Origin of the sequence: Streptomyces lycii, from assembly GCF_009735685.1 — a bacterium.
In the GTDB taxonomy this organism is placed as follows: domain Bacteria; phylum Actinomycetota; class Actinomycetes; order Streptomycetales; family Streptomycetaceae; genus Streptomyces; species Streptomyces lycii.
Genome location: NZ_WHPN01000299.1, coordinates 24,903 through 47,429 on the forward strand (window position 1 = coordinate 24,903; position 22,527 = coordinate 47,429).

The following is a 22,527-nucleotide window of genomic DNA, read 5'->3' on the forward strand; positions in this document are numbered from 1 at the left end:
AGGCCCGCCGCCCGGATGCCCGTACCCGCCGCCTGGGCGGCCCTTCTGCTGCTCAGCCGCCTTCCCCGTCGCCCGGGCGCTCGTTGTCCGTGACGCGGAGGGGACTCAGAGGAAGCGGCGGATCGGCACCATCAGCGCCTCCCGCACCCGCTGCGGCGCCGGCCTCCGCTTCCAGCGCCCCTTCACGATCCGCTCGCTGGCCCGGAGATCCTCGTCGTAGTGGGAGTCCAGGGTGGCCGTGAACGTCTCGTCGAGCACCGTGAGCATGACTTCCTCGTCATGTTCGAGGGAGCGGCGGTTGAAGTTCGTCGAGCCGATCAGCGCCGCGATCCCGTCGATCGTGATCACCTTCGCGTGCATCATCGTCGGCAGGTACTGCCAGATCTCGACCCCGCAGGCCAGCAGGTCCTCGTAGTGCCGCTGCCCGGCGAGCTGGCAGACCCGCTTGTCCGTGTGCGGGCCGGGCAGCAGGATCTCCACCTTCACCCCGCGACGGGCCGCGGCGCACAGCAGTCCGACGAAGTAGTCGTCCGGCGCGAAGTAGGCGGTGGCCAGCCTGATGCGCTCCTCCGCGGACTCCAGGGCGACACGGATCAGGGTCTGCATGTCCTGCCAGCCGTAACCGGCCGACCCGCGCACCACCTGCACGACGGCGTCGCCCTCCGAGCGGTGCTCGACGAACCGGTCCCGCTCGTCGAACAGCACGTCGTGGCACTCGGCCCAGTTCTGCGCGAACGCCGCGGCGATGCCGTCCACCGCGGGGCCGGTGATCCGGACGTGGGTGTCACGCCACTCGTTCTCGTTCCGCGCGTCACCGCACCACTCCTCGGCGATCCCCACGCCCCCGGTGAACGCCGTCCGCTCGTCCACGATCAGCGCCTTGCGGTGACAGCGGTGGTTCTGCTTGAACGGCGAGAGCCACAGCGGCTTGCGGAACCAGGTCACTTCCGCGCCCGCGCGGTCCATCATGTCGAGCAGGTCCTGCTCGATCGGCCGGGAGCCGAAGCCGTCCAGCAGCAGCCGGACCCGCACGCCGTTCCGCGCCCGCTCGGACAGCGCCTCCGCGAACCGGCGGGCGATGTCGCCACGCCAGTAGACGAACGTCATCATGTCGACGGTGTGCCCGGCCCCGCGGATCGCGTCCAGCATGGCCGGGAAGATCTCGTCCCCGTTGCGCAGCGGGTGCACGGCGTTGCCCTCGGTGGCCGCGATGCCGATCAGCCGCTCCAGTCTGCGGCGTATCCGCAGCCGGCGCTCGTCGCCCGCGGGACCGGCAGGTCCGGCGGAACCGGCGGCGGCCGCGGGAGCCGGACGCGGTACGGCCCCCGGTCTGTTCGAGGTGGCGGTCACGGGGCCTCCGGGGTGTTCGGGCGGCCTGCGGGAGCGGCCGGGCGCCCCGCGGGAGCGTCACCGCCGGGCCTTCAGGGTTTCTACGGCCGCGACTCTACCGAACAGATGCCCGAACAAACCGTCCCAATTAGGGATTATGTTCGTTTTCACATATCCCACTCATGGCAACTGCCGCGGTGTTGCTGCGCGCGCCGCCGGTGGTTTTGCAGAATGGCCGGATGGACAACACCACTTACGGCCAGTGGACGCGTACCGATGAGCCGGGACTCGCGGTGCGGCGTGGCCCCGAGGGCCTGATCTGCCTCAGCACGCCGGACGGGGAGTGCGCCACGTTGCGGAACCTGCTGGAGTCGATCGCGACCGGCCGGGCCGACGGGCAGGGGAAGCTCCAGGGGCTCACCTCCCGGCAGGCCAAATCGGCACTCCAGGCGCTCCAGCTCGCCTGAGGCCGCGAACCGGCCGAGCGGCTACCGGGCTACCGAGCTACCGAGCTACCGGCCACGAAGCCGTACGGTCGCGTCGCCGCGGTGCCGTGCGGGCGCCGTGCCGTGCGGGCGCCGTGCCGCAGCCGCGGGGCCGCGAGCCCGGCGGTCGGTGCGGTCCACCGCGGGGCCCGCGCCGGGGCGCCGGAGGATTGAGGCCGCTCCAGCGGGTACCCAACGCGGCATGAGCGACAGCAGACCACTGGCCGTCGTGACCGGAGCCTCCAGCGGCATCGGTCTCGAGCTCGCCGCACAATTCGCACGGAACGGCTTCGACCTCCTGGTCAACGCCAAGGACGGCACCCGGCTGGACGCGGCCGCGGAGGATCTGCGCGCCCTCGGCGGGGAGGTACGGCCGGTGCGGGCGGACCTCAGAACGTACGACGGCGTCGAGGTGCTCTACGCCGCGGTCCTGGCCACCGGACGCCCGGTGGCGGCCGCCGCGCTCAACGCGGGCGTCGGCAAGGGCGGGCCGTTCCTCGACAACGACCTCGGCGACGAGGCCGCGATCATCGATCTGAACATCTCGTCGAGTGTGCACCTGGCCAAGCGGCTACTGAAGGACATGGTGGCGCACGGCCAGGGGCGGCTCCTCTTCGTCTCGTCCGTCGCCGCGACCATGCCCGGTTCGTTCCAGGCCGTCTACAACGCGTCGAAGTCCTTTCTGCAGTCGTTCGCCGAAGCGCTCCGGGAAGAACTCGAGGACACCGGCGTGACGGTCACCTCGGTACTGCCCGGCCCGACCGATACGGACTTCTTCCGCCGGGCCGGCATGGAGGACACGAAGATCGGCCAGGGACCGAAGGACGATCCGGCCGCGGTGGCCCGGCAGGCGTTCGAGGCTCTGATGGCCGGGAAGGCGACCGCCGTCACGGGTTCGGTGAGGACCAAGGCGCAGGAGGCCGCCAACAAGGTCCTGCCCGACCGGCTCAAGGCCGCCGCCCACCGCCGGATGGCCGAACCGGGCTCGGGCGAGGACGGCACGGGCGGGAGCGGCCCGGGCACCGGCTCGGGGCCGGGCCGGCGGGATCCGGGTTCGGGTGTCAGCGGCCCGGACCGGGGTTGAGAGAGCACGGCTGGAGCACGGATGGCGTGGCAGGACCTCCCGGTCTTCACCGCGCTCGATCAGCTCGTGGAACTGATCGAGCGCGGTGATCCCGTCTTCGTGCGCTGGTCCCGGGGGCCCCGGGTCGACCTCGGCCGGACCGAGGCGAGCAAGGACGGGCTGACGGGCACCGAGCTGCCCGGACTGTCGGCGAACCCGCTCCGGCTGGAGGATTGGTGGAACGGGCGGCCGACCGTGCTCTGGGTGGCACGGCGGCTGTACGACTACAGCCATCTGCGCGAGGAGCACGGACCCGACGTGCGTCCCTGGGCCCTCACCGGTGAGGAGGCGGGCCGGGGACCCGACAACGAGCCGCTCGTACGCCGTGTCCGTCCCGTCGCGTGGATCGCCGAGAGCGTGATCAGCGAGGCGGAGGCCGAGGTCGCCCGGCAACGCGGCTCCTGGGGGCCGATGCGCAGGCCGCCCCGTATCCCCGGCGGCCCCTCGGACACGTCCGGGAGCGCCGACGGGGAGCGGTACGGAGCGGACGGCGAGGACGGTCCACCGGCCGGCGGCCGCAGGGCCTCCTGAGAAACCGGCCACCGGAGCCCCGGCGCCCGCTCGGGCCCGCCCGCCGGGCGCCGCGCCCGACGGCACGCGTACGCCCCGGCCGTCAGGCGTCGAAACGCCGGCGGGACGTCTCGATGTGAGCCAGGTACTGCTTCGTCCAGCCGCACATGCCGTCGACCGTCCTGAGCAGGGCGCGGCCCGGCTCGGTGAGGGTGTACTCGACCCGGGGCGGCACGGTGGGGTGGACGGTCCGCTCCACCAGGCCGTTGCGTTCCAGCATGCGCAGGTTCTGGGTGAGCATCTTGTGGCTGATGCCCTCGATCTCCTTGCGCAGCTCGGTGAAGCGCAGGGTCTGTTCGTCGAGAACGTTGATGATCAGGAGTGCCCACTTGTTGGCGACGTCGGAGAAGATCTCCCGTGCCAGCGAGTCGGCGCGGGTCAGATCCGCGTCCTCGGGCGAGCCCTTGAGCTGCTTGGTCACCATACGGTTCCCCAGTCACTGAAAAGTGCGTTCTTCCATGTCAGTGGCAACTCTCCTACGGTTCCCGAGTAACCACAAGAGAGCACGTGGGTCCTCGGCCGCTGCGAACGAGCCGGTACGGACTCGCGCTACGAAAGGGCAGTCAGCATGGCCGTCACCCTGGTCAACCCCGAGGGATTGCCGGAGATCGACGCGTACCGGCAGGTGTCGGTCTCGACCGGGTCGAAGCTGGTCTTCATCGCCGGCCAGGTCGCGTGGGACGCCGACGGCGTCACGGTCGGCGAAGGAGACCTCGCCGCGCAGGTCGAGCAGTGCTACCTCAACATCGGCACCGCCCTGGCCGGGGTCGGTGCCTCCTTCGAGGACGTGGCGAAACTGACCGTGCACATCGTCGGCTGGACACCGGAGAAGATGCCGCTGTTCCTGGAGGGGGTCTCCCGGGCCGCCGCGAAGCTGGGGGTCACCCCGGTCCCGCCGGGCACGCTGCTGGGTGTCGCGGCGCTGGACGTACCCGAGCATCTGGTCGAGGTCGAAGCCACCGCGGTCATCGACTGAGCAACGGCCGTCGGCTGACGGCGGTCACCGGCCGGGCAGCGGTCACCGGCGGCCGGGCAGGATCACCGGCCCGGCAGGCTCGGTCACCGCGTCCGGTCCGGCTCGGCCGCCCGCACCGTGGCGCGCACCGCACGCCACGGTGCGACGCGCTACCGCAGGCGCCGCGCTCGCAGCACGGTGTCGTGGGTGTGATGTGTGCCGGGGGGTCCGGGAACGGTGCGGGGGCGGGTTTCGTCGGCCAGGACGGTCCAGTCGCCGTCGAGGAGGCCGGCGACCTCCGCGGGCTGGTAGTAGTCCGCCGGGTCGGGGCTCCCCTCCCGGTGCGGCGGCAGGTCGGTGAGGTCGTGCGAGACGAAGAGCAGGGTGCCGCCGGGGGCGACGGCGTCCAGCAGACCGCGCAGCGCGGTGTGCCCGGGCCGGCGCGGGAGCGGGAAGTACTGGGCGCTCACCAGGTCGAACGCGGCGGCCGGTGGCGGGGTGACGGTGAGGTCGGCGCGCGACCAGGCCACCCGGTCCGCGACGTCGGCGGCTGCGCCCCGTTCCAGAGCGGTCCGGGAGACGTCGACCGCGGTGACCTGCCAGCCGTGCCGGGCCAGCCAGAGCGCGTCGGCGCCCTCGCCGCATCCCACGTCGAGCGCCTGCCCCGGCGGCAGGCCGGTGACCTCGGTGACGAGCACGCCGTTGGGCCTGCCGCTGAAGACCTGGTCGCGGCTGCGGTACATCTCGTCCCAGAACTGTGTGTCCATGGCCCTTGCCTTTGGTCGGGGATCGGGGGCTGGACCGCGCTGCGCTCGCCCCGCGGCCCGTCGGCGGAGGCGGGGCCCGACCCGAGGGGCCGTGACCGCCTCCGCCCCCAACCTGCCTCCGTCCGCGACCGGCCGACAAAGTTTCTTGCCGGAAGCGCAAATTTCCGGTCGATGGCCGTGATCCGCCTCAGATCCGCCTCGCGCGCTCCCGCACCGCCCGCGGCCGGCCGGCAAAGGGCCGCCGCGCCGTCTCAGCCGTGGGCGCCGGCCATGTCCCACGGGGCCTGCGGGAGGACCTCGCCGGTCTCGAGCAGCGACTTGAGATTCGCCAGCACGGCCGGCCAGCCGCGCGAGATCCCGTTGAACATCTCCGGGTTGGCGAGCTTCTCGTGCGTCACGGTGAGGCGGACGATCTCCTGGTGCGGTTCGACGAGGAAGGTGACGACCGAGGGCTCCCGCGTCTTCTCGGCGTCGGGCACGTCGTCGAAGGTGATGACCAGGCGCGTCGGGGGCTCGGCCGCGACCACCCGGCCGAAGACGTCGACGGCGTCCGATCCGTCCACGCGCCGGTGCTCCCAGGCCGACCCCGGCTGCCAGTCCGAGATGTTGGCGTGCCCCCAGTAGCGCGCCGTCAGGTCGGCGTCGGTGAGGGCCCGCCACACCTGCTCGGCGCTCGCCCGGATGTAGGTGACATAGACGTAGTCCGGTACGGACGTGGACGTGGAGTCGGAGGTGGATGTGGAGTCGGAAGTGGATGTGTCGGTCATGGCGTACTCCTCTGCCTGGTTCCTGATGGCGCTGATGGCCCGGAGGCGGGGCTTGTCGAACCCCGATATCCAGCGCTCCTCGATCTCGTGGATCGGCGCCGGATTGAGGTAGTGCAGGCGTTCCCGTCCGCGCCGGACGACGGTCACGAGGTTGGCCCGCCGCAGGACGTCGAGATGCTGCGTCGCCGACTGGCGCGCCATCTCCAGCTGTTGGCACAGCCCGCCCAGCGTCTGGCCGTTGTGTTCGCGCAGCCGGTCGAGCAGGAGCCGTCGGGTGGGGTCGGCCAGCGCCTTGAAGACCAGGTCCATCGCTCTCGCTTCGCTCACGCTCGCCATTATGCAGGTAAGTACCTGCATAACGTCAAAGCGCGCCAGGAAGGGCGGCTCCACACGACCCCGCCCGGCTGCCGGAGCAGGTCTGGTGCGGAGCAGGTCTGGTGCGGAGCAGGTCTGGTGCGGAGCGGAGATCTTCGGAGCAGGCCTGTTGCGGGGCGAGGCGCCCCGGGAAAGCGGCCGCGCCCATCCCGCCCCAGGGCTTCAGCCGACCGCTCGGCCGAGCGGAGCGGAGGTCCGCCGCGGCACAGGCCCGGGCGGCACAGAACTAGGAGGCCTTCTTCGCCCCCCGGGTGTCCCCCGACCCGGCGAGGGCCCGCCGCAGCTCACTCCGGTTCATCCTGGAGCGTCCGGAGATCCCGGCCCGGCCCGCGAGTTCGTACAGCTCCGCCTTGGACAGCCGGTCGAGGTCGTCACCGGCCGCAGCCTCGGAGCCCCGTTTCCCGCCGCGGCCCTTCGCCCCGACCCGGTCCTGCCCGTCCCGTTCGTCCTGCTTGCTCCGCTTGTCCTGCTGAGCCCGCTGGTCCCCCTGGCCACGCCGGCTCTGCTGGTTCCGCTGGCTCCGATCGCTCTGGCCGCTCTGCTTGCTCCGACCGCTCTGCTTGCTCCGCTTACCCTGCTTGCTCTGCTTGCCCTTGTCCGCGCTTTTGGTGCCGTGTACCCGGTCGACACTGGCCCGGAGGGCTTCCATCAGGTCGACAGGCTCGGTCGACTCCGGCTCGGGGGCGCCCTGCGGCACGGTGGCGCCGCTCCGCTTGGCCTCGATCAGCTCCCGTACGCGTTCCTGCGTGATGTCCCGGTAGTCGTGCGGGTCCCAGTCGATGGCCATCGCCTCGATCAGCTGCACCGCAGTCCGCAGCTCCTGGGCCGCGGGCCTGTCCGCCGGGAGGTTGTCCAGCGTGCGGTGCGGGTCGCGGACCTCGTCCGCCCAGTGCAGGGTGTGCAGCACCAGGACGCCTCCCTGGGCGTGCAGCGCGACCAGATATTCCTTCTGGCGCATCGTCATCGTCGCGATCCCCGCGCGTCCCGCCCGGTCGAGCGCGGCGTGCAGCAGGCCGTAGACCTTGGCGTGCGACTTGTCGCGGGGCGCCACGAAGTAGGTGGTGTCGAAGTACACCGGCTCGATGTCCTCCAGGCAGGCGAACCCGGTGATGTCGATGGTCCGGGAGCGGCCCGGGGTGATCTCGTCCAGTTCCTCCGGCTCGACGATCACGTATTCGTCTCCGGTCGGATAGCCCTTGACGATCCGGTCGTAGGGCACTTCTTCACCGGTGGACTCGTTCACCCGTCTGATCCGCACCCGGTCGGAGGTGCCGCGCTCGATCTGGTGGAAGTGCACGGTGTGCGACTCGGTCGCCGTCACCAGCGACACCGGCAGCGAGACCAGGCCGAAGGACAGGGACCCGCTCCACACCGCGTGTGCCATCGCCGCCACCGCCCGATTCCGTGCTCGCCCCGTGTGGGATCTTCCCTTCAGTCTCCCCGTCCCGGGTACGACGGCCAGTCGGTGATCCGGGGGGCGCGTGCGGGGCCGGTCGCTCCCGGCCCGGGCTCCGCGCGCGACGCGGTGGTCGGTGCCGGGCCCGGACCGCGGCCGGCACGGGGCGGTTCCCCGACGGCTGCGCGGGAGGGAGAGCCGGCTGCCGCGCGGCGCCGGGGTCGGTGATGGCCGCGGGTCGGCGGTGGCCCCGGGTCAGCGGTGCTGCGGGGTGACCAGGCCGGATTCGTAGGCCAGGATCACGAGTTGGGCGCGGTCACGGGCGCGGAGCTTGGTCATGGCCCGGTTCACATGCGTCTTCGCGGTCAGCGGACTGATCACCATGCGCTCGGCGATCCGGTCGTTGGACAGGCCCCGAGCCACCAGGGCGACGGCCTCGCGCTCGCGGTTGGTCAGCTCCTCCAGCCCGGTGCCGGTGCGGGGCGGCTGGTCGACGTACCGGTTGATCAGCTTGCGGGTGATCGAGGGCGCGAGCAGGGCATCGCCGCGGGCGGCGACGCGCACGGCGTGCAGGAAGTCCTCCGGCACGATGTCCTTCACCAGGAATCCGGCCGCGCCGGCGCGCAGCGCTTCGAAGACGTACTCGTCGAAGCCGTAGTTGGTCAGGATGACGACGTGCACCCCGGCGAGGGTGGGGTCCGCGGCGATGCGCCGCGTCGCCTCGATGCCGTCGACGACCGGCATCCGGATGTCGACGAGCGCGATGTCGGGCAGGTGCTCCCGGGCCAGGGCCAGGCCCTCCTGCCCGTCCCCGGCCTCGGCCACCACCTCGATGTCGTCCTCCATGTCGAGGAGCGCCCGGAACCCGCTGCGCAGCAGCCGCTGGTCGTCCACCAGCAGGACCCGGATCACGATGTCCGCTCCACGGGACGCACGGGAAGTTCGGCCCGCACGCTGAAGCCGCCCTCGCCGCGCGGCTCCGCCCGGAGCCGGCCGCCGAGGGCGGTGACGCGTTCCCGCATGCCGAGCAGCCCGAGGCCGGTCACCGGGAGGGTGCCCGGTGCGGCCGTGCCGTCGTCGTCGACGCGTATCGCGAGACCGTCCGGACGGCAGTCGATCCGGACGGAGGCCGTGCCGGCGGAGGCGTGCCGCGCGATGTTCGTGAGCGCCTCCTGGACGATCCGGTAGACGCTGCGGTCCACCGCGGCGGGCACGTCCGGCCGTTCCCCCTCGATCGTCAGCGTCGTGTCCAGGCCGGTGGCACGGGCCCGTTCGACCAGTTCCGGGACGTCGTCGAGGCCGCGCGGCGGGGCCGTGTCGTCGTCGCGCAGCGCCTCCAGGGTCGCGCGCAGCTCCCGGTTCGCCTCACGTCCGGCCGCCTGGATCGCGAGCAGGGCCTCCGGCACCTGTTCGCCGCGCCTGCGGGCCAGGTGGACGGCGACTTCGGCCTGCACCTTGATGATGGAGATCTGGTGGGTGAGCGAATCGTGCAGCTCCCGTGCGATGTGCAGCCGCTCCTCGTCGGCGCGCCGCCGCGCGGTCTCCTCCCGGGTGCGTTCGGCTTCGTCCGCCCGGCGCTCGGCCTGCCGCAACGCCTCCCCCGCCGCGCCCGCGGCGACCAGCCAGGCGATCTCCAGGGCGCCGCGGGCCCGGGCGAACGCCGCGCCCGTGTCGAGGGGCCCCGAGACCAGGGCCGCCAGCGGGAGGGCGGCCAGCACGGCCACGCTCACCGCCGCGGTGACGATGCGGTGACCGGCCCGTACGGCCGCGTACACCGCGAACAGGTACGCGACGGCGGGCACGTCCAAGCCGGCCGCCTGATGGCCCACCGCGCACAGCCCGGTGGCGGCCAGGACCGGCACCGCGGCCCGGCGGCGCGCGGCCAGCGCCAGGCCACCGGCCGCGAGCAGCACGGGGCCGAGCAGTCCCGGATTCGTGGTGCCGTGCTGCCCGGAGAGCCCGGTGACGAGCAGTGCCGCCGCCACACCGACGGCGATCGCCCAGTCCCCGACAGCGGCCCGGACACCGGCCCGTCGTGTGGTCATGCGGGCACCCTAGCCGGATGCCGCCGCGGCCGACTCCCCCTCGCGGACCAGCCGTTGTCTACCGCGCTCGCGGTACGTCAGCGGCGGCTACGGCGTCCGCGGCAGCCGGTGCCGGGACCGTGGCGGCGGGCGCCCGGCGTCACGGCCGTTCCCGTACCGGTGTCCCCGCCGCGGGGCGGTCCCGGCGGGCCCCGGTGTCGACGCGGTCCTGGGTGGCCGGGGCGTTCCCGTCCTCCGGGGCGGCCCCGGGAGCGGCCTGCGGGCCGTCCGCCGGGCCGTCCTGGGAAGCCGCTCCGGCCGCGCCGCTCCGGTCGGCGCGGGCGGAGTCCGGCTCCGGGTCCCGGCGCGGCCGGGACTCCCGGTCCGGCTGTGGCTTCCCGTCCGGCTGTGGTTCCCCGTCCCCCCGGGGCCGGGGCCGCGGCCGGGGTTCCTCCTCCCCGGCCGGCCGGTGCCGCCGCTCGGAGTGGAACGCCCAGTCCAGCCGCGGCTCCATCACCGGGCGGAACAAGCGCCGCACCGGAGGTGAGGTGAGCGTCAGCGCCAGGGCGACGGCGAGTGCGGTGACGACCAGCTGGCCCACCGGCGTGTGCCAGAACGGCCGCTCGTACCAGCCCTCCCAGGCCGCGGTGCGGATGATCAGCCCGTGCAGCAGATACGCGCACAGCGTCCCGGCACCGAGCACGGTGAACCAGGTGCGCCTGCGCGGCACACACGCCAGGAACGCCGCCGACAGCGCCAGCGAGCAGACGAGCAGGGCGACGCTCATGGCCAGTCCGGTGGGCCAGGACACCCCGAGCTGGTCCCAGCTCTTGCTGCGCACGGCCCACTCGGTCGTCATCCGGCCGTGCGCCCAGTACGCCGTGACGGCCGCGCCCGCCAGCACGGGAACGGCGACGGCACGCGCCCGGGCGGAGCGCAGCAGGTCCCAGTGGGCCGGCCGCATCAGCAGACCGATGACGAAGAAGGGCAGGAACTGCAGGACGCGGTCGAGATTGAGCACCGCGCCGACCTCCGCGTACGTGCCGAGCAGCGCGATCAGCAGCGACAGTCCCAGCGCGTAGTACCAGCGCACGGCCAGCCACACCGGGGCCGTCAGCCGCCACACGAAGAGGGCGATCAGGAACCAGGTGAGATACCAGGGGGTGATGAGGCTGATGTCGTTCCCGCGGTCGTCCACGGCGTTCCCGTAGAGGGTGTAGACCGTCTCGAAGACCACGTACGGTACGAGCACGCCGCCGATCAGACGTTTGACCTGGCGCGGGGTGAAGCGGAAGCTGCGCGAGAAATAGCCGGCGAGGAGGATGAAGACCGGCATGTGGAAGGTGTACACGAAGAGATAGCCGGCCCATACGGCCTGACTGTCCTTCAGCGGCTGCCAGGCGTGCCCGGTGACCACGAGCACCATCGCGAGCAGCTTCGCGTTGTCGAAGAACGGGTCGCGGGCGGCGTCCCCGGCGGGCTTTCCGGCGGGTGTCCCCGCCGATGTCCCGGCGGGCTTCCCCCCGGACGTTCCGGCGGACGTGCCCGCGGAAATCCCGGCGGACGCTTCGGCGGACGTGCCCGCGGCGGTTCCGGCGGCTCCTGTCGGCAGGGTCACCCGACCACCTCCCCGGGGGCGCGTGTCACGGCCGCCGCGGGCGGCACCGGCTCGTTCGGCTCTCCCGGCATGTGCGCACCTCCAGTCCTCGTACTCCGCCTGCCCGCTTCCGGCCGCATGTCACGGCGGGCGTTGTCGCACCGTACATTTTCCGGGCCGCCGCGGCCGGGTGTTTCGGGGGCGCGGGTCGCGGATCCCCGGGCCGGGCCTGGCAGGATGAGCCGTGGTCGGCAGGGCCGGTGTGCGCCAGCGCGCGCACGCAGCGGTCCGCCCCGGCCACGGCCCGGACCATGACGACCTCGCTGGAGTTCCTGTGCCCCGCCCCATCGCCACCGCCGAGCGTGTCAGCCGTGAAGAACTGCTGGACTTCATCCGGCCCCGCCACCACGCGGTCCTGATGACCCGCAAGCGGGACGGCTCGCCGCAGATGTCGCCGTTGACGTGCGGCGTCGACACCGAGGGACGCGTCGTCGTCTCCACCTACCCCGACCGCGCCAAGGCCCACAACGCCCGCCGCGACCCGCATGTGTCGCTGTGTGTGCTCTCCGACGAGTTCAACGGCCCCTATGTGCAGGTGGACGGCGTCGCCCAGGTGATCGACATGCCGGAGGCGCTGGAGCCGCTGGTCGAGTACTTCCGCTGCATCTCCGGAGAGCACCCGGACTGGGACGAGTACCGCGAGGCGATGCGCGTGCAGGACAAGTCCGTCATCCGGATCACGATCACCAGCTGGGGACCGGTGGCGACGGGCGGCTTCCCGGCGCGCCTCGCGAACGGCTGAAACCTGCCCCGGCGGCGGCGCCCTTGGTCTAGACATGTCAACGGGAACGGCCTATCGTTCGAGTTCTTGAGAGCGCTCTCATTCACTTTCCCGCCTTTCGCGGGCATCCCCCCAGGCAAAGTGGAGGAGCACACTCATGCGCTCGAACACCCGTCTTCGCCCGATCCTGTGCGCCGCGCTGGCGCTCTGTGCGGCCGGTCTCGGCCTTAGCTCACCCGCCGCCGCGGCCCCCGGCACAACCGCCCCTGCTCCCTCCGAACGACTCCTCGACGCCCTGCGGAGCGACCTCGGGCTGACGGAGGACCAGGCCAGAGAACGGCTCCGGCAGGAGGCGGCCGCCGCGCGGCTGGCACCGAAGGCCGAGCGCGCCGCCGGGGCGGCGTTCGGCGGGTCCTGGTTCGACCCCCGCAGCGGCAAGCTGGTCGTCGGGATCACCTCGGACGACGTGGCCGGTCCGGTGGCCTCGACCGGCGCGGAGACCACCGGTGTACCGCACACCCTCAAGGCCCTGGAGCGCGCCAAGACACGGCTCGACACCCGCGCCCAGGAGCGGCCGGTGCCGCCGGCCGTGCACGGCTGGCGGGTGGACCCCCGGGCCGGCGCCGTCGTGGTGACGGTGGAGAAGGGCGCCGCGCGGGAGCCCGGCGTGGCCGCGTTCCTGCGTGACGCCGAGCGGACCGGGCCGGTGACCGTCGAGCGGACCACCGAGGCCGCGCCGGAGACCTTCGCCGCGGGTGTCGTCGGCGGCGACCCGTACTACATCAACGGCAACACCCGGTGCTCGATCGGCTTCGCGGTGCAGGGCGGCTTCGTGACGGCCGGTCACTGCGGCGGAACGGGCTCGTCGGTCGTCGGCTGGGACGGCTCGGCCATGGGCAGCTTCCGGGGCTCCTCCTTCCCCGGGAACGACTACGCCTTCGTGGGCATCGGCAACGGCTGGTGGACGGAGCCCGTCGTGCTGGGCTGGGGCACGGTCAGCGATGTGCTGGTCCGCGGCTCCCAGGAGGCCCCGGTCGGCGCCTCCATCTGCCGCTCGGGTTCCACCACGCACTGGCACTGCGGGACCGTACTGGGCAAGAACGAGACCGTGAACTACAGCCAGGGCGCGGTGCACGGCATGACCAAGACCAGCGTGTGCGCCGAGCCCGGCGACTCCGGCGGCTCGTTCATCAGCGGTGACCAGGCGCAGGGCGTCACCTCCGGCGGCTCGGGCAACTGCTCCGGCGGCGGCCAGACCTGGTACCAGCCGGTCAACGAGATCCTGTCGGTCTACGGGCTGAGCCTCGTGACGGCCTGACCTCCGGGCCGCACCGTCCGACACGCGCCCGGGTGCCCGGTATCCGGTATCCGGCCGGGAACCGGGCGCCCCGGCCAGGAGACCTCCCCGGGGCCGCTCCGGTCGGGGCCGCGCCCACGGCCCGGTCACGCCCCGGCCCCGGCACGCGGAGCCCGTACCGTGCGCGCCACCCGGCGGCACGGTACGGGCTCGGCCCTGCCGCGGACGGGCACAGGTCCGGCCGGGACGGGCGACGGGTCCGCCGCCGTCCCACTCCCGCCGACCTCTCCGAAGACCGGCCACCGGACAGCGGGGCCACTCCCCTGTTTCGGGGTGCGTCTCGCGGGCACCTGGGCGTTCCGAGCACAATCCCAGGAGGCCCTGCCCATGAGCCACCACCACGGCGACGACCTTCCGCTGCCCGACTACGACCAGCTGTCGGCCGGCACGCTGGAGCACCGCCTCCACACCCTGGACAGCGCCGAGCTGGAGACCTTGCGGCACTACGAGCAGGAGCACGCGAACCGCGCGCCCGTGCTCACGCTGATCACGTCCCGGCTGCGGCAGCTCGAGGAGGGCAGCACCCCCTCCCCCGGCGGCAGCGACCTGCACCAGACGCCGCGGTCCTCGGCGGGCGGTTCGCCGGTGTCGCCGGCGACCTCCCCCGAGCCGATCCACCCGCCGCCGCACGGCACCGACGACCAGCGCGGCAAGCCCAAGGGCAACCGGCCGTAGCCCGCACGACAGGACAGGACCTCCGCGATCCGTACGGCACGGTGCCGTACGGATCGCGGAGGCGTGCCGCCGGGGATGCGGGCGGTCAGGGCTCGACGACGATCTTCCGGCCGACGCCGGAGGCGAACTGGTCCAAAGCCTGCGGGTACTTGTCCAGCGGCATCCGGTGGCTGATGAAGACACCCGGGTCGAGCACGCCGGTGGCGAACAGGTCGGCGGCGCGCTCGTAGCTGTGCAGCACCGCCATGGAGCCGGTAATGGTGATCTCCTGGTTGTAGATCTTGTACGGCTCGATGACGGCGGTCGTCGCGTAGTCCGCGACGCCGAACTGAAGAAACGTTCCGGCCTTGGCCACCCGGCCGATGCCGTCCTGAATGGCGGCCGCGTTGCCGGTCGCGTCGATCACCACGTCCCAGCCGCGCGGCTGGTCCAGTTCCACGGCGCCCGAGGCGGCGCGCGAGCAGCCCAGCTGCCGTGCCGTGGCGAGCCGGTCGTCGTTGATGTCGACGACGTCGACCGAGGCGGCGCCCGTGCGCTTGGCCAGCTCCAGCATCATCAGCCCCATGGTGCCGGACCCGTAGATCAGCACCTCGGCGCCGAGCCGGCTGCCCAGCACGTCGTAACCGCGGACCGCGCAGGACAGCGGCTCGATCAGGGCCGCGTCCGCCGTGGAGACGTGGTCGGGCAGCCGGACGCAGTTGGCGACCGGCGCGACGGCGTACTCGGCGGCGCCGCCGGGGACGGAGACGCCGATCGCGGCCCAGCGGTCGCAGAGGTTGTTGTGCCCGCTGCGGCAGTAACGGCACTCGAAGCAGTACAGCGAGGGGTCGACCGCGACCCGGTCGCCGATCCTCAGCTCGGTGACCTCCGAGCCCAGCCCGACGACCTCCCCGGCGAACTCGTGCCCGGGGACGATGGGCAGCGTGGGGGCGAACTCGCCCTGCCGGATGTGCAGGTCCGTGCCGCACAGCCCGCAGGCCGCCACCTCGACGACGACCTCGCGGGCTCCGGGGGTGGGGTCGGGGACGGTGGTGAGCGCGACCCGGCCCGGGGCTTCGATCAGTGCGGCCCTCATTTGACTGCTCCTAGCGACAGGCCCTGGACGAGTTTGTCCTGGGCGGCGAAGCCGGCGGCGAGCACCGGCAGGGAGATGACGACCGACGCCGCGCACAGCTGGGCCAGGAACAGGCCCTGGCTGGTGACGAAGCTCGTCAGGAAGACCGGGGCGGTCTGCGCGACCACGCCGGTCAGGACACGGGCGAACAACAGCTCGTTCCAGCTGAAGATGAAGCAGATCAGCGCGGTGGCGGCGATGCCGGGTCCGGCCATCGGGGCGATGACCCGGGTGAGGATCGCGGGCAGCCGTGCTCCGTCGATCTGCGCGGCCTCGATGACGGCCACCGGGACGTCGGCGAGGAAGGACTGCATCATCCACACCGCGATCGGCAGGTTCATCGAGGTGTAGAGGATGACGAGCAGCCAGATGTTGTCGAGCAGCCCGGTGTTGCGTGCGAAGAGGAACACCGGCAGCAGCCCGGCGACGACCGGCAGCATCTTGGTGGAGAGGAAGAAGAACATCACGTCGGTCCACTTGCGGACCCGCCGGATGGACAGGGCGTACGCGGCCGGCAGCGCCAGCACGAGGACCAGCAGCGTCGACGCCAGGCTCGCCCACAGCGAGTTGATCAGCGGCGGCCAGGGGCTCGCGCCGCCCCGGCCCGCGAAGAACTCGCGGTACGAGGCGAAGGTCAGCGGCGCGCCCAGCGAGGGCGGGTTGGTCGCCGCGTCGGGCTCGCTGTGGAAGGAGGTCAGCACCATCCACAGGGCCGGGGCGACGAACACCAGGCCGACCACCCAGGCCAGCAGACCCAGCGCGGTGTTGCGGCGGCGGGCCCGCCGGAGGACCCGGTCGCCCGTCGGGCCGGCGGAGACGGGGGCTGCGGTGAGACTGCTCATCCCCGGGACACCTCCTCGCGGAAGAGGGACAGGACCACGCGGAGCGCGAAGGTCGCGATGACGATGGAGCCGATGACGACGATGACCCCGGCGGCGGACGCCTGGCCGTACTCGTGGCCCTCGTAGAAGGTCTGGTAGACGGTGTACGGCAGGTTCGCGGTGCCGAGGCTGCCCTTGGTCATGGTGAAGACGGCGTCGAAGTTCTGCACGATGTAGATCGATCCGAGCAGCACCCCGAGTTCCAGGTAGCGGCGCAGGTGCGGCAGCGTGAGGTAGCGGAAGATCTGCCAGGGCCCGGCGCCGTCCAGCCGGGCGGCCTCGATGGTGTCGTGCGGGCGGCTCTGCAGGCCGGCCAGCAGGATCAGCATCATGAACGGGGTCCACTGCCAGACGAGCGCGGCCTCCACCGCCATCAGCGGCATGGTGGAGATCCACTCCGGCTGCGGGGCGTCCGCGCCGAAGAGGCCGGCGACCGCGGCCAGCGTGCCGTTGAGGAGTCCGTACTCCGGGTTGTAGAGCAGGTGCTTCCACATCAGCGCGGCGGCGACGGGCACCAGCAGGAACGGCGTGATGAGCATGGTGCGCACCAGGCCGCGCCCCTTGAAGGAGCGGTCCAGCAGCAGCGCCAGCAGCAGCCCGAGGACCACGCTGGTGACGACCACGGCGGCGGTCAGCACGGCGGTGGTGAGGACGGACTCCCGCAGCGCGGGATCGGTGGCGACGGCGGAGTAGTTGGACAGGCCGGTGAAGTGGCGGTTGTCCGGGGAGAAGGCGTTCCAGTCGAAGAGGGAGATCACCAGCGTCGCGGCGAACGGCAGCTGGGTGACGACGATCAGGAACACCAGGGCGGGAAGCAGGGGCGCCCGGGTGGCCCAGGCCTTGAGACGCTGCGACTGCTCCTTGCGGGGCCGCGGTGCGGCGGGGGTCCCGCTGGTGCGCGGGGCGGTGGACTCGGCGAGTGGGGTGCTCATCGCTGCTGGTACTCCTCTCCGACTTCCTCCGCCATGGCCTGCGACTTCTTCAGCGCCGAGGCGACGGACTGGCGGCCGGCGATGGCCGCGCTGAGTTCGTGCGAGACCTTGGTCCCCAGGTCGGAGAACTCGGGGATGTCGACGAACTGGACACCGATGGTGGGCCGCGGCTGCACTCCCGGGTCCCGCGGGTCGGCGCTCTCGATGGAGCGGCGGGTGACATCTCCGAAGGTGCCGGACGCCTTGCGGTACTCGGGGTGGTCGTACGTCGAACTGCGCTTCCCCGCCGGGACGTTGGCCCAGCCGATCTCCTCGCCGACCAGCCGCTCGTAGTCCTTGCCGGAGGCCCAGGAGATGAACTCCCATGCCTTGTCGGGCTTCTTGGATGCCTGCTGGACGCCCCAGGCCCAGGTGTAGAGCCAGCCGGAGCTGTCGGTCTCGGCGACCGGGGCCTGCACGTAGCCGATCTTCCCCTTCACCGGGGAGTCCGCCGCCTCCAGCGATCCGGCGGCGGCCGTGGCGTCGTACCACATGGCGGTGTTGCCCTGGGTGAGGTTGTTGAGGCACTCGGCGTAGCCGGACTGGGCGGCTCCGGCCTGGCCGTGCTCGCGCACCAGGCCGACGTAGAACTCGGTGGCCGCGGTGAACTCCGGTGAGGTGAGCTTCGCCTCCCAGTCCTCGGTGAACCAGGTGCCGCCGAAGGTGTTCACGACCGTGGTCAGCGGGGCGATCATCTCGCCCCAGCCCGGGAGCCCGCGCAGGCATATGCCCTTCATGCCCTCGCGGGCGCCGTCGGTCTTCGCCGCGAATTCGGCGACCTGCTCCCAGGTGGGCTTGTCGGGCATCTTCAGGCCCTGCTCCTCGAAGACGTCCTTGCGGTACATCAGGAAGGAGGACTCGCCGTAGAAGGGCTCGCCGTAGACCTTGCCGTCCTCGGCGGTGAGGGATTCCCGGACGGGTTCCAGGATGTCGTCCTGGTCGAAGCCGGGGTCGCCCGCGATGTGCTCGTCCAGGGGGTGCAGCCAGTCGTTCTCGGCGTAGAAGGGGATCTCGAAGTTGCTCAGCGTGGCGACGTCGTACTGGCCGGCCTGGTTGGCGAAGTCCTGGCTGATCTTGTCGCGGACGTCGTTCTCGGGCAGCACGGTGAAGTTGACCTTGATGCCGGTCTCGGCGGTGAAGTGCTTGGCGGTGAGCTTCTGCAGCTCGGTCATCTGCGGGTTGTTCACCATCAGGACGTTGATGGTGTTCTCGTCGGTGCCGAGCCCGCCTGCTCCCGCGCAGGCCGTCAGCAGGGATCCGGCGGCCGCTGCCACGATCAGCGTGCGCAGCCTGTGTCGATTTCTCGACATGGAGATGTCTCCCAACCGCTCGATGGAGCGTCCGGTGGGGTGCGGGGATGCGGGGTGGTGCGTGGGGCGNGGGGGCGGGCCGCGGCGGCGGCCCGGTCAGACGCGGAGGACCTGGGGGCCCAGCAGGGAGTAGCGATGGGCTTCGGCCAGCGGCAGGCCGGTGTCGGTGACGATCGTCCCGAGGTCCGCGACCGAGCCGAACCGGCAGAAGCTGGCGGCCCCGAACTTGGTATGGACCCCGGCGAAGACCTTTCGCCGGGACACCTCCATCACCTTGCTCTTGACCTCGCAGACCGCGGGGTCGGGGGTGGTGAGACCGTATTCGCGTGAGATGCCGTTGGCCCCGATGAAGGCCAGGTCGATGACGAACCCGGCGAGCATCTTCGTCGCCCAGTGGTCGACCGTCGCCATCGTCCCGCCGCGCACCCGGCCGCCGAGGAGCAGCACGGTGGTGTGCTCGCGCCCGGCCAGGACGCCCGCGGTCGCCAGGGAGGCGGTGACCACGGTCAGCGGCCGGTCCACCGGGACGCGGGCGGCGATGAGCTGCGGGGTGAACCCCTCGTCGATGAAGACGGTTTCGGCGTCGCCGATCAGATCACCGGCGGCGGCCGCGATCCGGTTCTTCTCGGGGACGTGCATGGTGGTGCGGTGGGCGAGCGTGGTCTCGAATCCGGCGCTCTCCACGGGGTACGCGCCGCCGTGCGTGCGCCGTACGAGGCCGTGGTCCTCCAGGACCCGCAGGTCCCGGCGCACGGTCTCGCGGGCCACGCCGAAGTCCGCGGCGAGCTTGTTGACCTCGGCGGCCCCTGTGCGCCGGGTGGCCTCCAGGATCCCCCTCCGGCGCTCTTCGGCGTCCACGGCGCACCTCCCCTCTGCTGTTCCTGTCACTGCTATCCCCGGGCTCCGGCCGACCGTCGGCACGGCGGGATGACCGTTCGGGCGTTGCAGGCATTTGTACAAGCCCGGGAATGCGTTGACCAGGACCGGAGTTCCACAGATCGTGCCCGAGTGTGCCCGTTTCGGGGCAGCGGCACCGCTGGTCGAGGCGTTTCGCCACGGCCGCGGCCGCCCGCCGGCGCACGGTCGGCGCCGTGCGGCGCCCGTTTCGCGCCCGTTTCCGGTGTGGGAACGGACACGCGCCCGTTTACGGGCAGCCGCCCCGGGGGACTCGCTGGAGCGGTCCGTAGCGGTCCGTACGGGGAGGAGCGCCGATGTCCGTGGTGCGGGAGACGGAGAGCCGGCCGGAGCGTTCCGGCCACGGACGGCTGCTGCTGACCGGGTGGTTCAGCTTCACCGACGGTGAGGCGACGGCCGGGGACGTGCTGTCGCTGCACCGCGTCCAGGCGTCCCTGGACCGGCGGGGCACCGCCTACGACATCGCGTGGAGCAGCGGGTTCCGGCCGGACGGGCTGCATTTGGAGGATCTCGACCCGGACCGGTACAGCACCCTGGTGTTCCTGTGCGGCCCGTTGCACGGACCGCAGGTCGAGGCGCTGCACGAGCGGTTCGCCCACTGCGCGCGGCTCGCGGTGGGCACCTCCGTGCTGGATCCGGCGGACCCGGCCGTGCTCGGTTTCCACCATGTCCTGCCGCGCGACGCGCCCGGCCGCGAGCCGCGCCGCGACCTCGCCGCGTCCGCGCCGCCGGCCGGGGTGCCGCCGGTGGTGGGCGTCGTACTGACCCACGGGCAGCACGAGTACGGCAGCCGGCGGCGGCACGAGAGCGCGGGTGACACGCTCACGGGCTGGCTGGGCGGCAAGGACTGCGCCCGGCTGGAGCTGGACACGCGTCTGGACATCCGGGACTGGCGGCACTGCGCGACCACCGCACAGTTCGAGGCGGCGGTGGCACGGCTCGACCTGGTCGTCACCAACCGGCTGCACGGCCTGGTGGTCGCGCTGCGCTGCGGCGTCCCCGCGCTGGCCGTCGATCCCGTCCAGGGCGGGGCGAAGCTCACGGCCCAGGCGCGGGCGTGCCGGTGGCCCGCGGTCGTCGCGGCCGAGTCGGCCGACGCCGGGCGGCTGGACCACTGGTGGGACTGGTGTCTTGGGCCGGGCGTGCCGCTGGCCCGGCTGCGCGGCGCCGAGTTCCGCGACGCGCCGGAGTCGGAGCTGCTGCGGGGGCTGGACGAGGCCCTGCGCTCCGCGCCGCACTGAGCCTGCGCGCGGGCCGCCGGACGGGCGGCGCACCGAGTCGGCGCCGGACGACGCGGACGGGCGGCACACGGCCGACGCGGTGGCGGCGGACGGCCGACGCGGACTGGCGGCGGACGGCCGACGCGCAGGGGCGGCGGTTACGGTGGCGGGGTGCGCCTGCTGCTGATGTCCGACACCCACCTGCCCAAGCGCGCCAAGGCGCTGCCGGAGGAACTGCTGGAGCAGGTCCCGCGCGCCGATGTCGTCGTCCACGCCGGGGACTGGGTGGACACGGCCACCCTCGATCTGCTGGAGTCCCGCGCCCGGCGGCTGATCGGCGTGTACGGCAACAACGACGGTCCGGATCTGCGGGCGCGGCTGCCCGAGGTGGCGTACGCGGAGCTGGCCGGGCTGCGTTTCGGCGTGGTCCACGAGACCGGCGCGGCCCAGGGGCGCGAGGCCCGCTGCGCGCGCCGGTTCCCGGACCTGGACGTGCTGGTCTTCGGGCACAGCCACATTCCGTGGGACACCGCGGCGCCGGGCGGCCTGCGGCTGCTCAACCCGGGTTCGCCGACCGACCGCCGCAGGCAGCCGCACTGCACGTACATGACGGCTGAGCTGGCGGCGGGCCGGCTGACCGGGGTGACCCTGCACCGGCTGCCGCCCCGGCGCTGACGGCGGCCTCAGTCCCCGCCCGGCCCGCGGCCGCCGGTTTCCGCGCGCCGCGGGCGGCTACTCATCCGGTACCGCCGTCCGCTACCGCCGTCCGTGTGGAGGAGAGCGACATGTACGCACTGACCGTCCTGCCCGGCCGGCCCGGCTCGCTGGAGGTGCGCGAGCTTCCGGAGCCGCGGCCGGGGCCGGGCGGCCTCCTCGTCGACGGCCTCGCGGTGGGGGTCTGCGGCACCGACAGGGAGATCGCCGCCGGGCAGTACGGCACCGCCCCCGCGGGGCGGGACCGTCTGGTGATCGGCCACGAGTCGCTGGGCCGGGTCCGGGAGGCGCCGCCGGGCAGCGGCTTCTCGGCCGGGGACCTCGTCGTCGGCGTGGTGAGGCGGCCGGACCCGGTGCCCTGCGGTGCCTGTGAGCGCGGCGAGTTCGACATGTGCCGCAACGGCCGGTACGCCGAGCGGGGCATCAAGGAACTGGACGGGTACGCCGCGCAGACGTGGTGCGTGGAGCCGGACTACGCGGTCGCGCTCGACTCCGCTCTGGAGGACGTGGGCATGCTGCTCGAACCGGCGAGTGTGGTCGCCAAGGCGTGGGAGCAGGTGGAGCGGGTCGGCGGCCGCAGCTGGTTCGCGCCGCGGCGGGTGCTGGTGACCGGTGCCGGGCCGATCGGACTGCTGGCCGCGCTGCTGGGCACCCAGCGGGGCCTGGAGACACATGTGCTGGACCGGGTCACCGACGGGCCCAAGCCCGCCCTGGTCGCCGGTCTCGGGGCCGAATACCACACCGAGGACCCGGATCGGGTGTTCTCCGCGGTGCGCCCGGACGTGGTGATCGAGGCGACCGGCGCCGGGAAGCTGGTCTTCGCCGCCATGGCGGGCACCCCCGCCTACGGGGTGGTCTGCCTGACCGGCGTCTCCCCCGCCGGACGCCGCCTCACGGTCGACGCCGGAAGCATCAACCAGGAGATCGTGCTGGAGAACGACGCCGTGATCGGTTCCGTCAACGCCAACCTGCGGCATTTCGTGCAGGCCGCGGACGCCCTCGGGAAGGCGGACCCGCGGTGGCTCGCCGGACTCGTCACCCGGCGCGTGCCGCTGGACCGCTTCCTCGAGGCGTTCTCCCCACAGGACGGGGACGTCAAGACCGTCATCACGCTGGACGGGCCCGGCTGATCACTCCGGCTCCGGACGGGCCCGGCTGATCACTCCGGCTCCGCCGGTGCGGCCGGGTGACCGGCGGGCAG

23 protein-coding genes are annotated in these 22,527 nt (G+C 72.6%); 10 read left to right on the plus strand and 13 right to left on the minus strand.

The features are described from left to right. Nucleotides 1-105: 105 nt before the first annotated feature. A complete protein-coding gene (locus GCU69_RS17145) occupies nucleotides 106-1,248 on the minus strand; it encodes a phospholipase D-like domain-containing protein (protein ID WP_235978533.1) in 1,143 nt (380 codons plus the stop codon). Between the two features lie 320 nt (nucleotides 1,249-1,568). Between GCU69_RS17145 and GCU69_RS17150 the strand changes: the two genes are divergently transcribed. The 3 genes from GCU69_RS17150 (at nucleotide 1,569) to GCU69_RS17160 (ending at nucleotide 3,468) form a co-directional block, all read left to right on the plus strand. After that, nucleotides 1,569-1,796: a hypothetical protein gene (locus GCU69_RS17150; protein ID WP_098751305.1), complete on the plus strand. Its 228-nt coding sequence runs from the start codon at nucleotides 1,569-1,571 to the stop codon at nucleotides 1,794-1,796. A gap of 220 nt (nucleotides 1,797-2,016) precedes the next feature. After that, nucleotides 2,017-2,898, plus strand: a complete 882-nt coding sequence (locus GCU69_RS17155) for an SDR family NAD(P)-dependent oxidoreductase (RefSeq protein ID WP_156206555.1) — start codon at nucleotides 2,017-2,019, stop codon at nucleotides 2,896-2,898. A gap of 21 nt (nucleotides 2,899-2,919) precedes the next feature. After that, on the plus strand, nucleotides 2,920-3,468 hold the full coding sequence (locus GCU69_RS17160; RefSeq protein WP_235978530.1) for a DUF6098 family protein: 549 nt from the start codon (nucleotides 2,920-2,922) through the stop codon (nucleotides 3,466-3,468). A gap of 82 nt (nucleotides 3,469-3,550) precedes the next feature. On the opposite strand, the gene GCU69_RS17165 is transcribed toward GCU69_RS17160, so the two are convergent. Further along, nucleotides 3,551-3,931: a winged helix-turn-helix transcriptional regulator gene (locus tag GCU69_RS17165; protein ID WP_098751303.1), complete on the minus strand. Its 381-nt coding sequence runs from the start codon at nucleotides 3,929-3,931 to the stop codon at nucleotides 3,551-3,553. Between the two features lie 144 nt (nucleotides 3,932-4,075). On the opposite strand from GCU69_RS17165, the gene GCU69_RS17170 reads away from it, so the two are divergent. Further along, the gene (locus GCU69_RS17170; RefSeq protein ID WP_098751302.1) at nucleotides 4,076-4,483 is read left to right on the plus strand and encodes a RidA family protein; all 408 of its coding nucleotides are present in this window, start codon (nucleotides 4,076-4,078) and stop codon (nucleotides 4,481-4,483) included. A 149-nt stretch (nucleotides 4,484-4,632) separates the two neighbouring features. On the opposite strand, the gene GCU69_RS17175 is transcribed toward GCU69_RS17170, so the two are convergent. From GCU69_RS17175 to GCU69_RS17200, 6 genes are all read right to left on the minus strand, one after another. Next, a complete protein-coding gene (locus tag GCU69_RS17175; RefSeq protein WP_156206556.1) occupies nucleotides 4,633-5,229 on the minus strand; it encodes a class I SAM-dependent methyltransferase in 597 nt (198 codons plus the stop codon). Between the two features lie 251 nt (nucleotides 5,230-5,480). Further along, nucleotides 5,481-6,305: an ArsR/SmtB family transcription factor gene (locus GCU69_RS17180; RefSeq protein WP_156206566.1), complete on the minus strand. Its 825-nt coding sequence runs from the start codon at nucleotides 6,303-6,305 to the stop codon at nucleotides 5,481-5,483. A 292-nt stretch (nucleotides 6,306-6,597) separates the two neighbouring features. Continuing rightward, nucleotides 6,598-7,755 carry a non-homologous end joining protein Ku gene (gene ku, locus GCU69_RS17185; RefSeq protein WP_156206557.1) on the minus strand — a complete coding sequence of 386 codons (1,158 nt, stop codon included), beginning with the start codon at nucleotides 7,753-7,755 and terminating at the stop codon, nucleotides 6,598-6,600. Between the two features lie 267 nt (nucleotides 7,756-8,022). After that, the gene (locus GCU69_RS17190; protein WP_156206558.1) at nucleotides 8,023-8,679 is read right to left on the minus strand and encodes a response regulator; all 657 of its coding nucleotides are present in this window, start codon (nucleotides 8,677-8,679) and stop codon (nucleotides 8,023-8,025) included. After that, entirely contained in the window at nucleotides 8,676-9,812 is a 1,137-nt protein-coding gene (locus tag GCU69_RS17195; RefSeq protein ID WP_156206559.1) for a sensor histidine kinase, read from the minus strand. The genes GCU69_RS17190 and GCU69_RS17195 overlap by 4 nt, the downstream gene beginning before the upstream one ends. Nucleotides 9,813-9,951: 139 nt before the next feature. Beyond that, a complete protein-coding gene (locus GCU69_RS17200; RefSeq protein WP_235978531.1) occupies nucleotides 9,952-11,409 on the minus strand; it encodes an acyltransferase family protein in 1,458 nt (485 codons plus the stop codon). Between the two features lie 313 nt (nucleotides 11,410-11,722). Between GCU69_RS17200 and GCU69_RS17205 the strand changes: the two genes are divergently transcribed. The 3 genes from GCU69_RS17205 (at nucleotide 11,723) to GCU69_RS17215 (ending at nucleotide 14,201) form a co-directional block, all read left to right on the plus strand. Continuing rightward, nucleotides 11,723-12,190: a PPOX class F420-dependent oxidoreductase gene (locus tag GCU69_RS17205; RefSeq protein WP_098751297.1), complete on the plus strand. Its 468-nt coding sequence runs from the start codon at nucleotides 11,723-11,725 to the stop codon at nucleotides 12,188-12,190. A 136-nt stretch (nucleotides 12,191-12,326) separates the two neighbouring features. Continuing rightward, nucleotides 12,327-13,487 carry a S1 family peptidase gene (locus GCU69_RS17210; protein WP_098751296.1) on the plus strand — a complete coding sequence of 387 codons (1,161 nt, stop codon included), beginning with the start codon at nucleotides 12,327-12,329 and terminating at the stop codon, nucleotides 13,485-13,487. A 366-nt stretch (nucleotides 13,488-13,853) separates the two neighbouring features. Continuing rightward, entirely contained in the window at nucleotides 13,854-14,201 is a 348-nt protein-coding gene (locus GCU69_RS17215; protein ID WP_098751295.1) for a hypothetical protein, read from the plus strand. An 85-nt stretch (nucleotides 14,202-14,286) separates the two neighbouring features. Here the strand turns inward: GCU69_RS17215 and GCU69_RS17220 are convergent, their stop codons facing one another. The 5 genes from GCU69_RS17220 to GCU69_RS17240 form a co-directional block, all read right to left on the minus strand. After that, nucleotides 14,287-15,276, minus strand: coding sequence for a zinc-dependent alcohol dehydrogenase family protein (locus tag GCU69_RS17220; protein ID WP_098751294.1), 990 nt, complete (start codon nucleotides 15,274-15,276; stop codon nucleotides 14,287-14,289). Continuing rightward, complete coding sequence (locus GCU69_RS17225; protein WP_098751293.1) at nucleotides 15,273-16,157, minus strand: carbohydrate ABC transporter permease; 885 nt, start codon at nucleotides 16,155-16,157, stop codon at nucleotides 15,273-15,275. Before GCU69_RS17225 ends, GCU69_RS17220 begins: the two co-directional genes overlap by 4 nt. Continuing rightward, entirely contained in the window at nucleotides 16,154-17,128 is a 975-nt protein-coding gene (locus GCU69_RS17230) for a carbohydrate ABC transporter permease (RefSeq protein WP_098751292.1), read from the minus strand. Before GCU69_RS17230 ends, GCU69_RS17225 begins: the two co-directional genes overlap by 4 nt. Next, nucleotides 17,125-18,477, minus strand: a complete 1,353-nt coding sequence (locus tag GCU69_RS17235; RefSeq protein ID WP_098751291.1) for an ABC transporter substrate-binding protein — start codon at nucleotides 18,475-18,477, stop codon at nucleotides 17,125-17,127. Before GCU69_RS17235 ends, GCU69_RS17230 begins: the two co-directional genes overlap by 4 nt. Nucleotides 18,478-18,573: 96 nt before the next feature. After that, complete coding sequence (locus tag GCU69_RS17240) at nucleotides 18,574-19,335, minus strand: DeoR/GlpR family DNA-binding transcription regulator (RefSeq protein ID WP_098754274.1); 762 nt, start codon at nucleotides 19,333-19,335, stop codon at nucleotides 18,574-18,576. Between the two features lie 353 nt (nucleotides 19,336-19,688). Here GCU69_RS17240 and GCU69_RS17245 point away from each other — a divergent pair, with 353 nt between their 5' ends. From GCU69_RS17245 to GCU69_RS17255, 3 genes are all read left to right on the plus strand, one after another. Beyond that, on the plus strand, nucleotides 19,689-20,633 hold the full coding sequence (locus GCU69_RS17245; protein WP_107644952.1) for a polysaccharide pyruvyl transferase family protein: 945 nt from the start codon (nucleotides 19,689-19,691) through the stop codon (nucleotides 20,631-20,633). 150 nt (nucleotides 20,634-20,783) lie between these two features. Then, nucleotides 20,784-21,287 (plus strand): metallophosphoesterase family protein, encoded by a 504-nt coding sequence (locus GCU69_RS17250; RefSeq protein ID WP_098754273.1) that lies wholly within the window; start codon nucleotides 20,784-20,786, stop codon nucleotides 21,285-21,287. Between the two features lie 110 nt (nucleotides 21,288-21,397). Next, entirely contained in the window at nucleotides 21,398-22,456 is a 1,059-nt protein-coding gene (locus tag GCU69_RS17255; RefSeq protein ID WP_156206561.1) for a glucose 1-dehydrogenase, read from the plus strand. Nucleotides 22,457-22,527 lie beyond the last annotated feature (71 nt).

Coding starts and splice junctions, on each gene's coding strand:
- GCU69_RS17150 (WP_098751305.1), top strand. CDS start 1,569: ATGGACAACACCACTTACGGCCAGTGGACGCGTACCGATGAGCCGGGA.
- GCU69_RS17155 (WP_156206555.1), top strand. CDS start 2,017: ATGAGCGACAGCAGACCACTGGCCGTCGTGACCGGAGCCTCCAGCGGC.
- GCU69_RS17160 (WP_235978530.1), top strand. CDS start 2,920: ATGGCGTGGCAGGACCTCCCGGTCTTCACCGCGCTCGATCAGCTCGTG.
- GCU69_RS17165 (WP_098751303.1), bottom strand. CDS start 3,931: ATGGTGACCAAGCAGCTCAAGGGCTCGCCCGAGGACGCGGATCTGACC.
- GCU69_RS17170 (WP_098751302.1), top strand. CDS start 4,076: ATGGCCGTCACCCTGGTCAACCCCGAGGGATTGCCGGAGATCGACGCG.
- GCU69_RS17175 (WP_156206556.1), bottom strand. CDS start 5,229: ATGGACACACAGTTCTGGGACGAGATGTACCGCAGCCGCGACCAGGTC.
- GCU69_RS17180 (WP_156206566.1), bottom strand. CDS start 6,305: ATGGACCTGGTCTTCAAGGCGCTGGCCGACCCCACCCGACGGCTCCTG.
- ku (WP_156206557.1), bottom strand. CDS start 7,755: ATGGCACACGCGGTGTGGAGCGGGTCCCTGTCCTTCGGCCTGGTCTCG.
- GCU69_RS17195 (WP_156206559.1), bottom strand. CDS start 9,812: ATGACCACACGACGGGCCGGTGTCCGGGCCGCTGTCGGGGACTGGGCG.
- GCU69_RS17210 (WP_098751296.1), top strand. CDS start 12,327: ATGCGCTCGAACACCCGTCTTCGCCCGATCCTGTGCGCCGCGCTGGCG.
- GCU69_RS17215 (WP_098751295.1), top strand. CDS start 13,854: ATGAGCCACCACCACGGCGACGACCTTCCGCTGCCCGACTACGACCAG.
- GCU69_RS17220 (WP_098751294.1), bottom strand. CDS start 15,276: ATGAGGGCCGCACTGATCGAAGCCCCGGGCCGGGTCGCGCTCACCACC.
- GCU69_RS17225 (WP_098751293.1), bottom strand. CDS start 16,157: ATGAGCAGTCTCACCGCAGCCCCCGTCTCCGCCGGCCCGACGGGCGAC.
- GCU69_RS17230 (WP_098751292.1), bottom strand. CDS start 17,128: ATGAGCACCCCACTCGCCGAGTCCACCGCCCCGCGCACCAGCGGGACC.
- GCU69_RS17235 (WP_098751291.1), bottom strand. CDS start 18,477: ATGTCGAGAAATCGACACAGGCTGCGCACGCTGATCGTGGCAGCGGCC.
- GCU69_RS17245 (WP_107644952.1), top strand. CDS start 19,689: ATGTCCGTGGTGCGGGAGACGGAGAGCCGGCCGGAGCGTTCCGGCCAC.
- GCU69_RS17255 (WP_156206561.1), top strand. CDS start 21,398: ATGTACGCACTGACCGTCCTGCCCGGCCGGCCCGGCTCGCTGGAGGTG.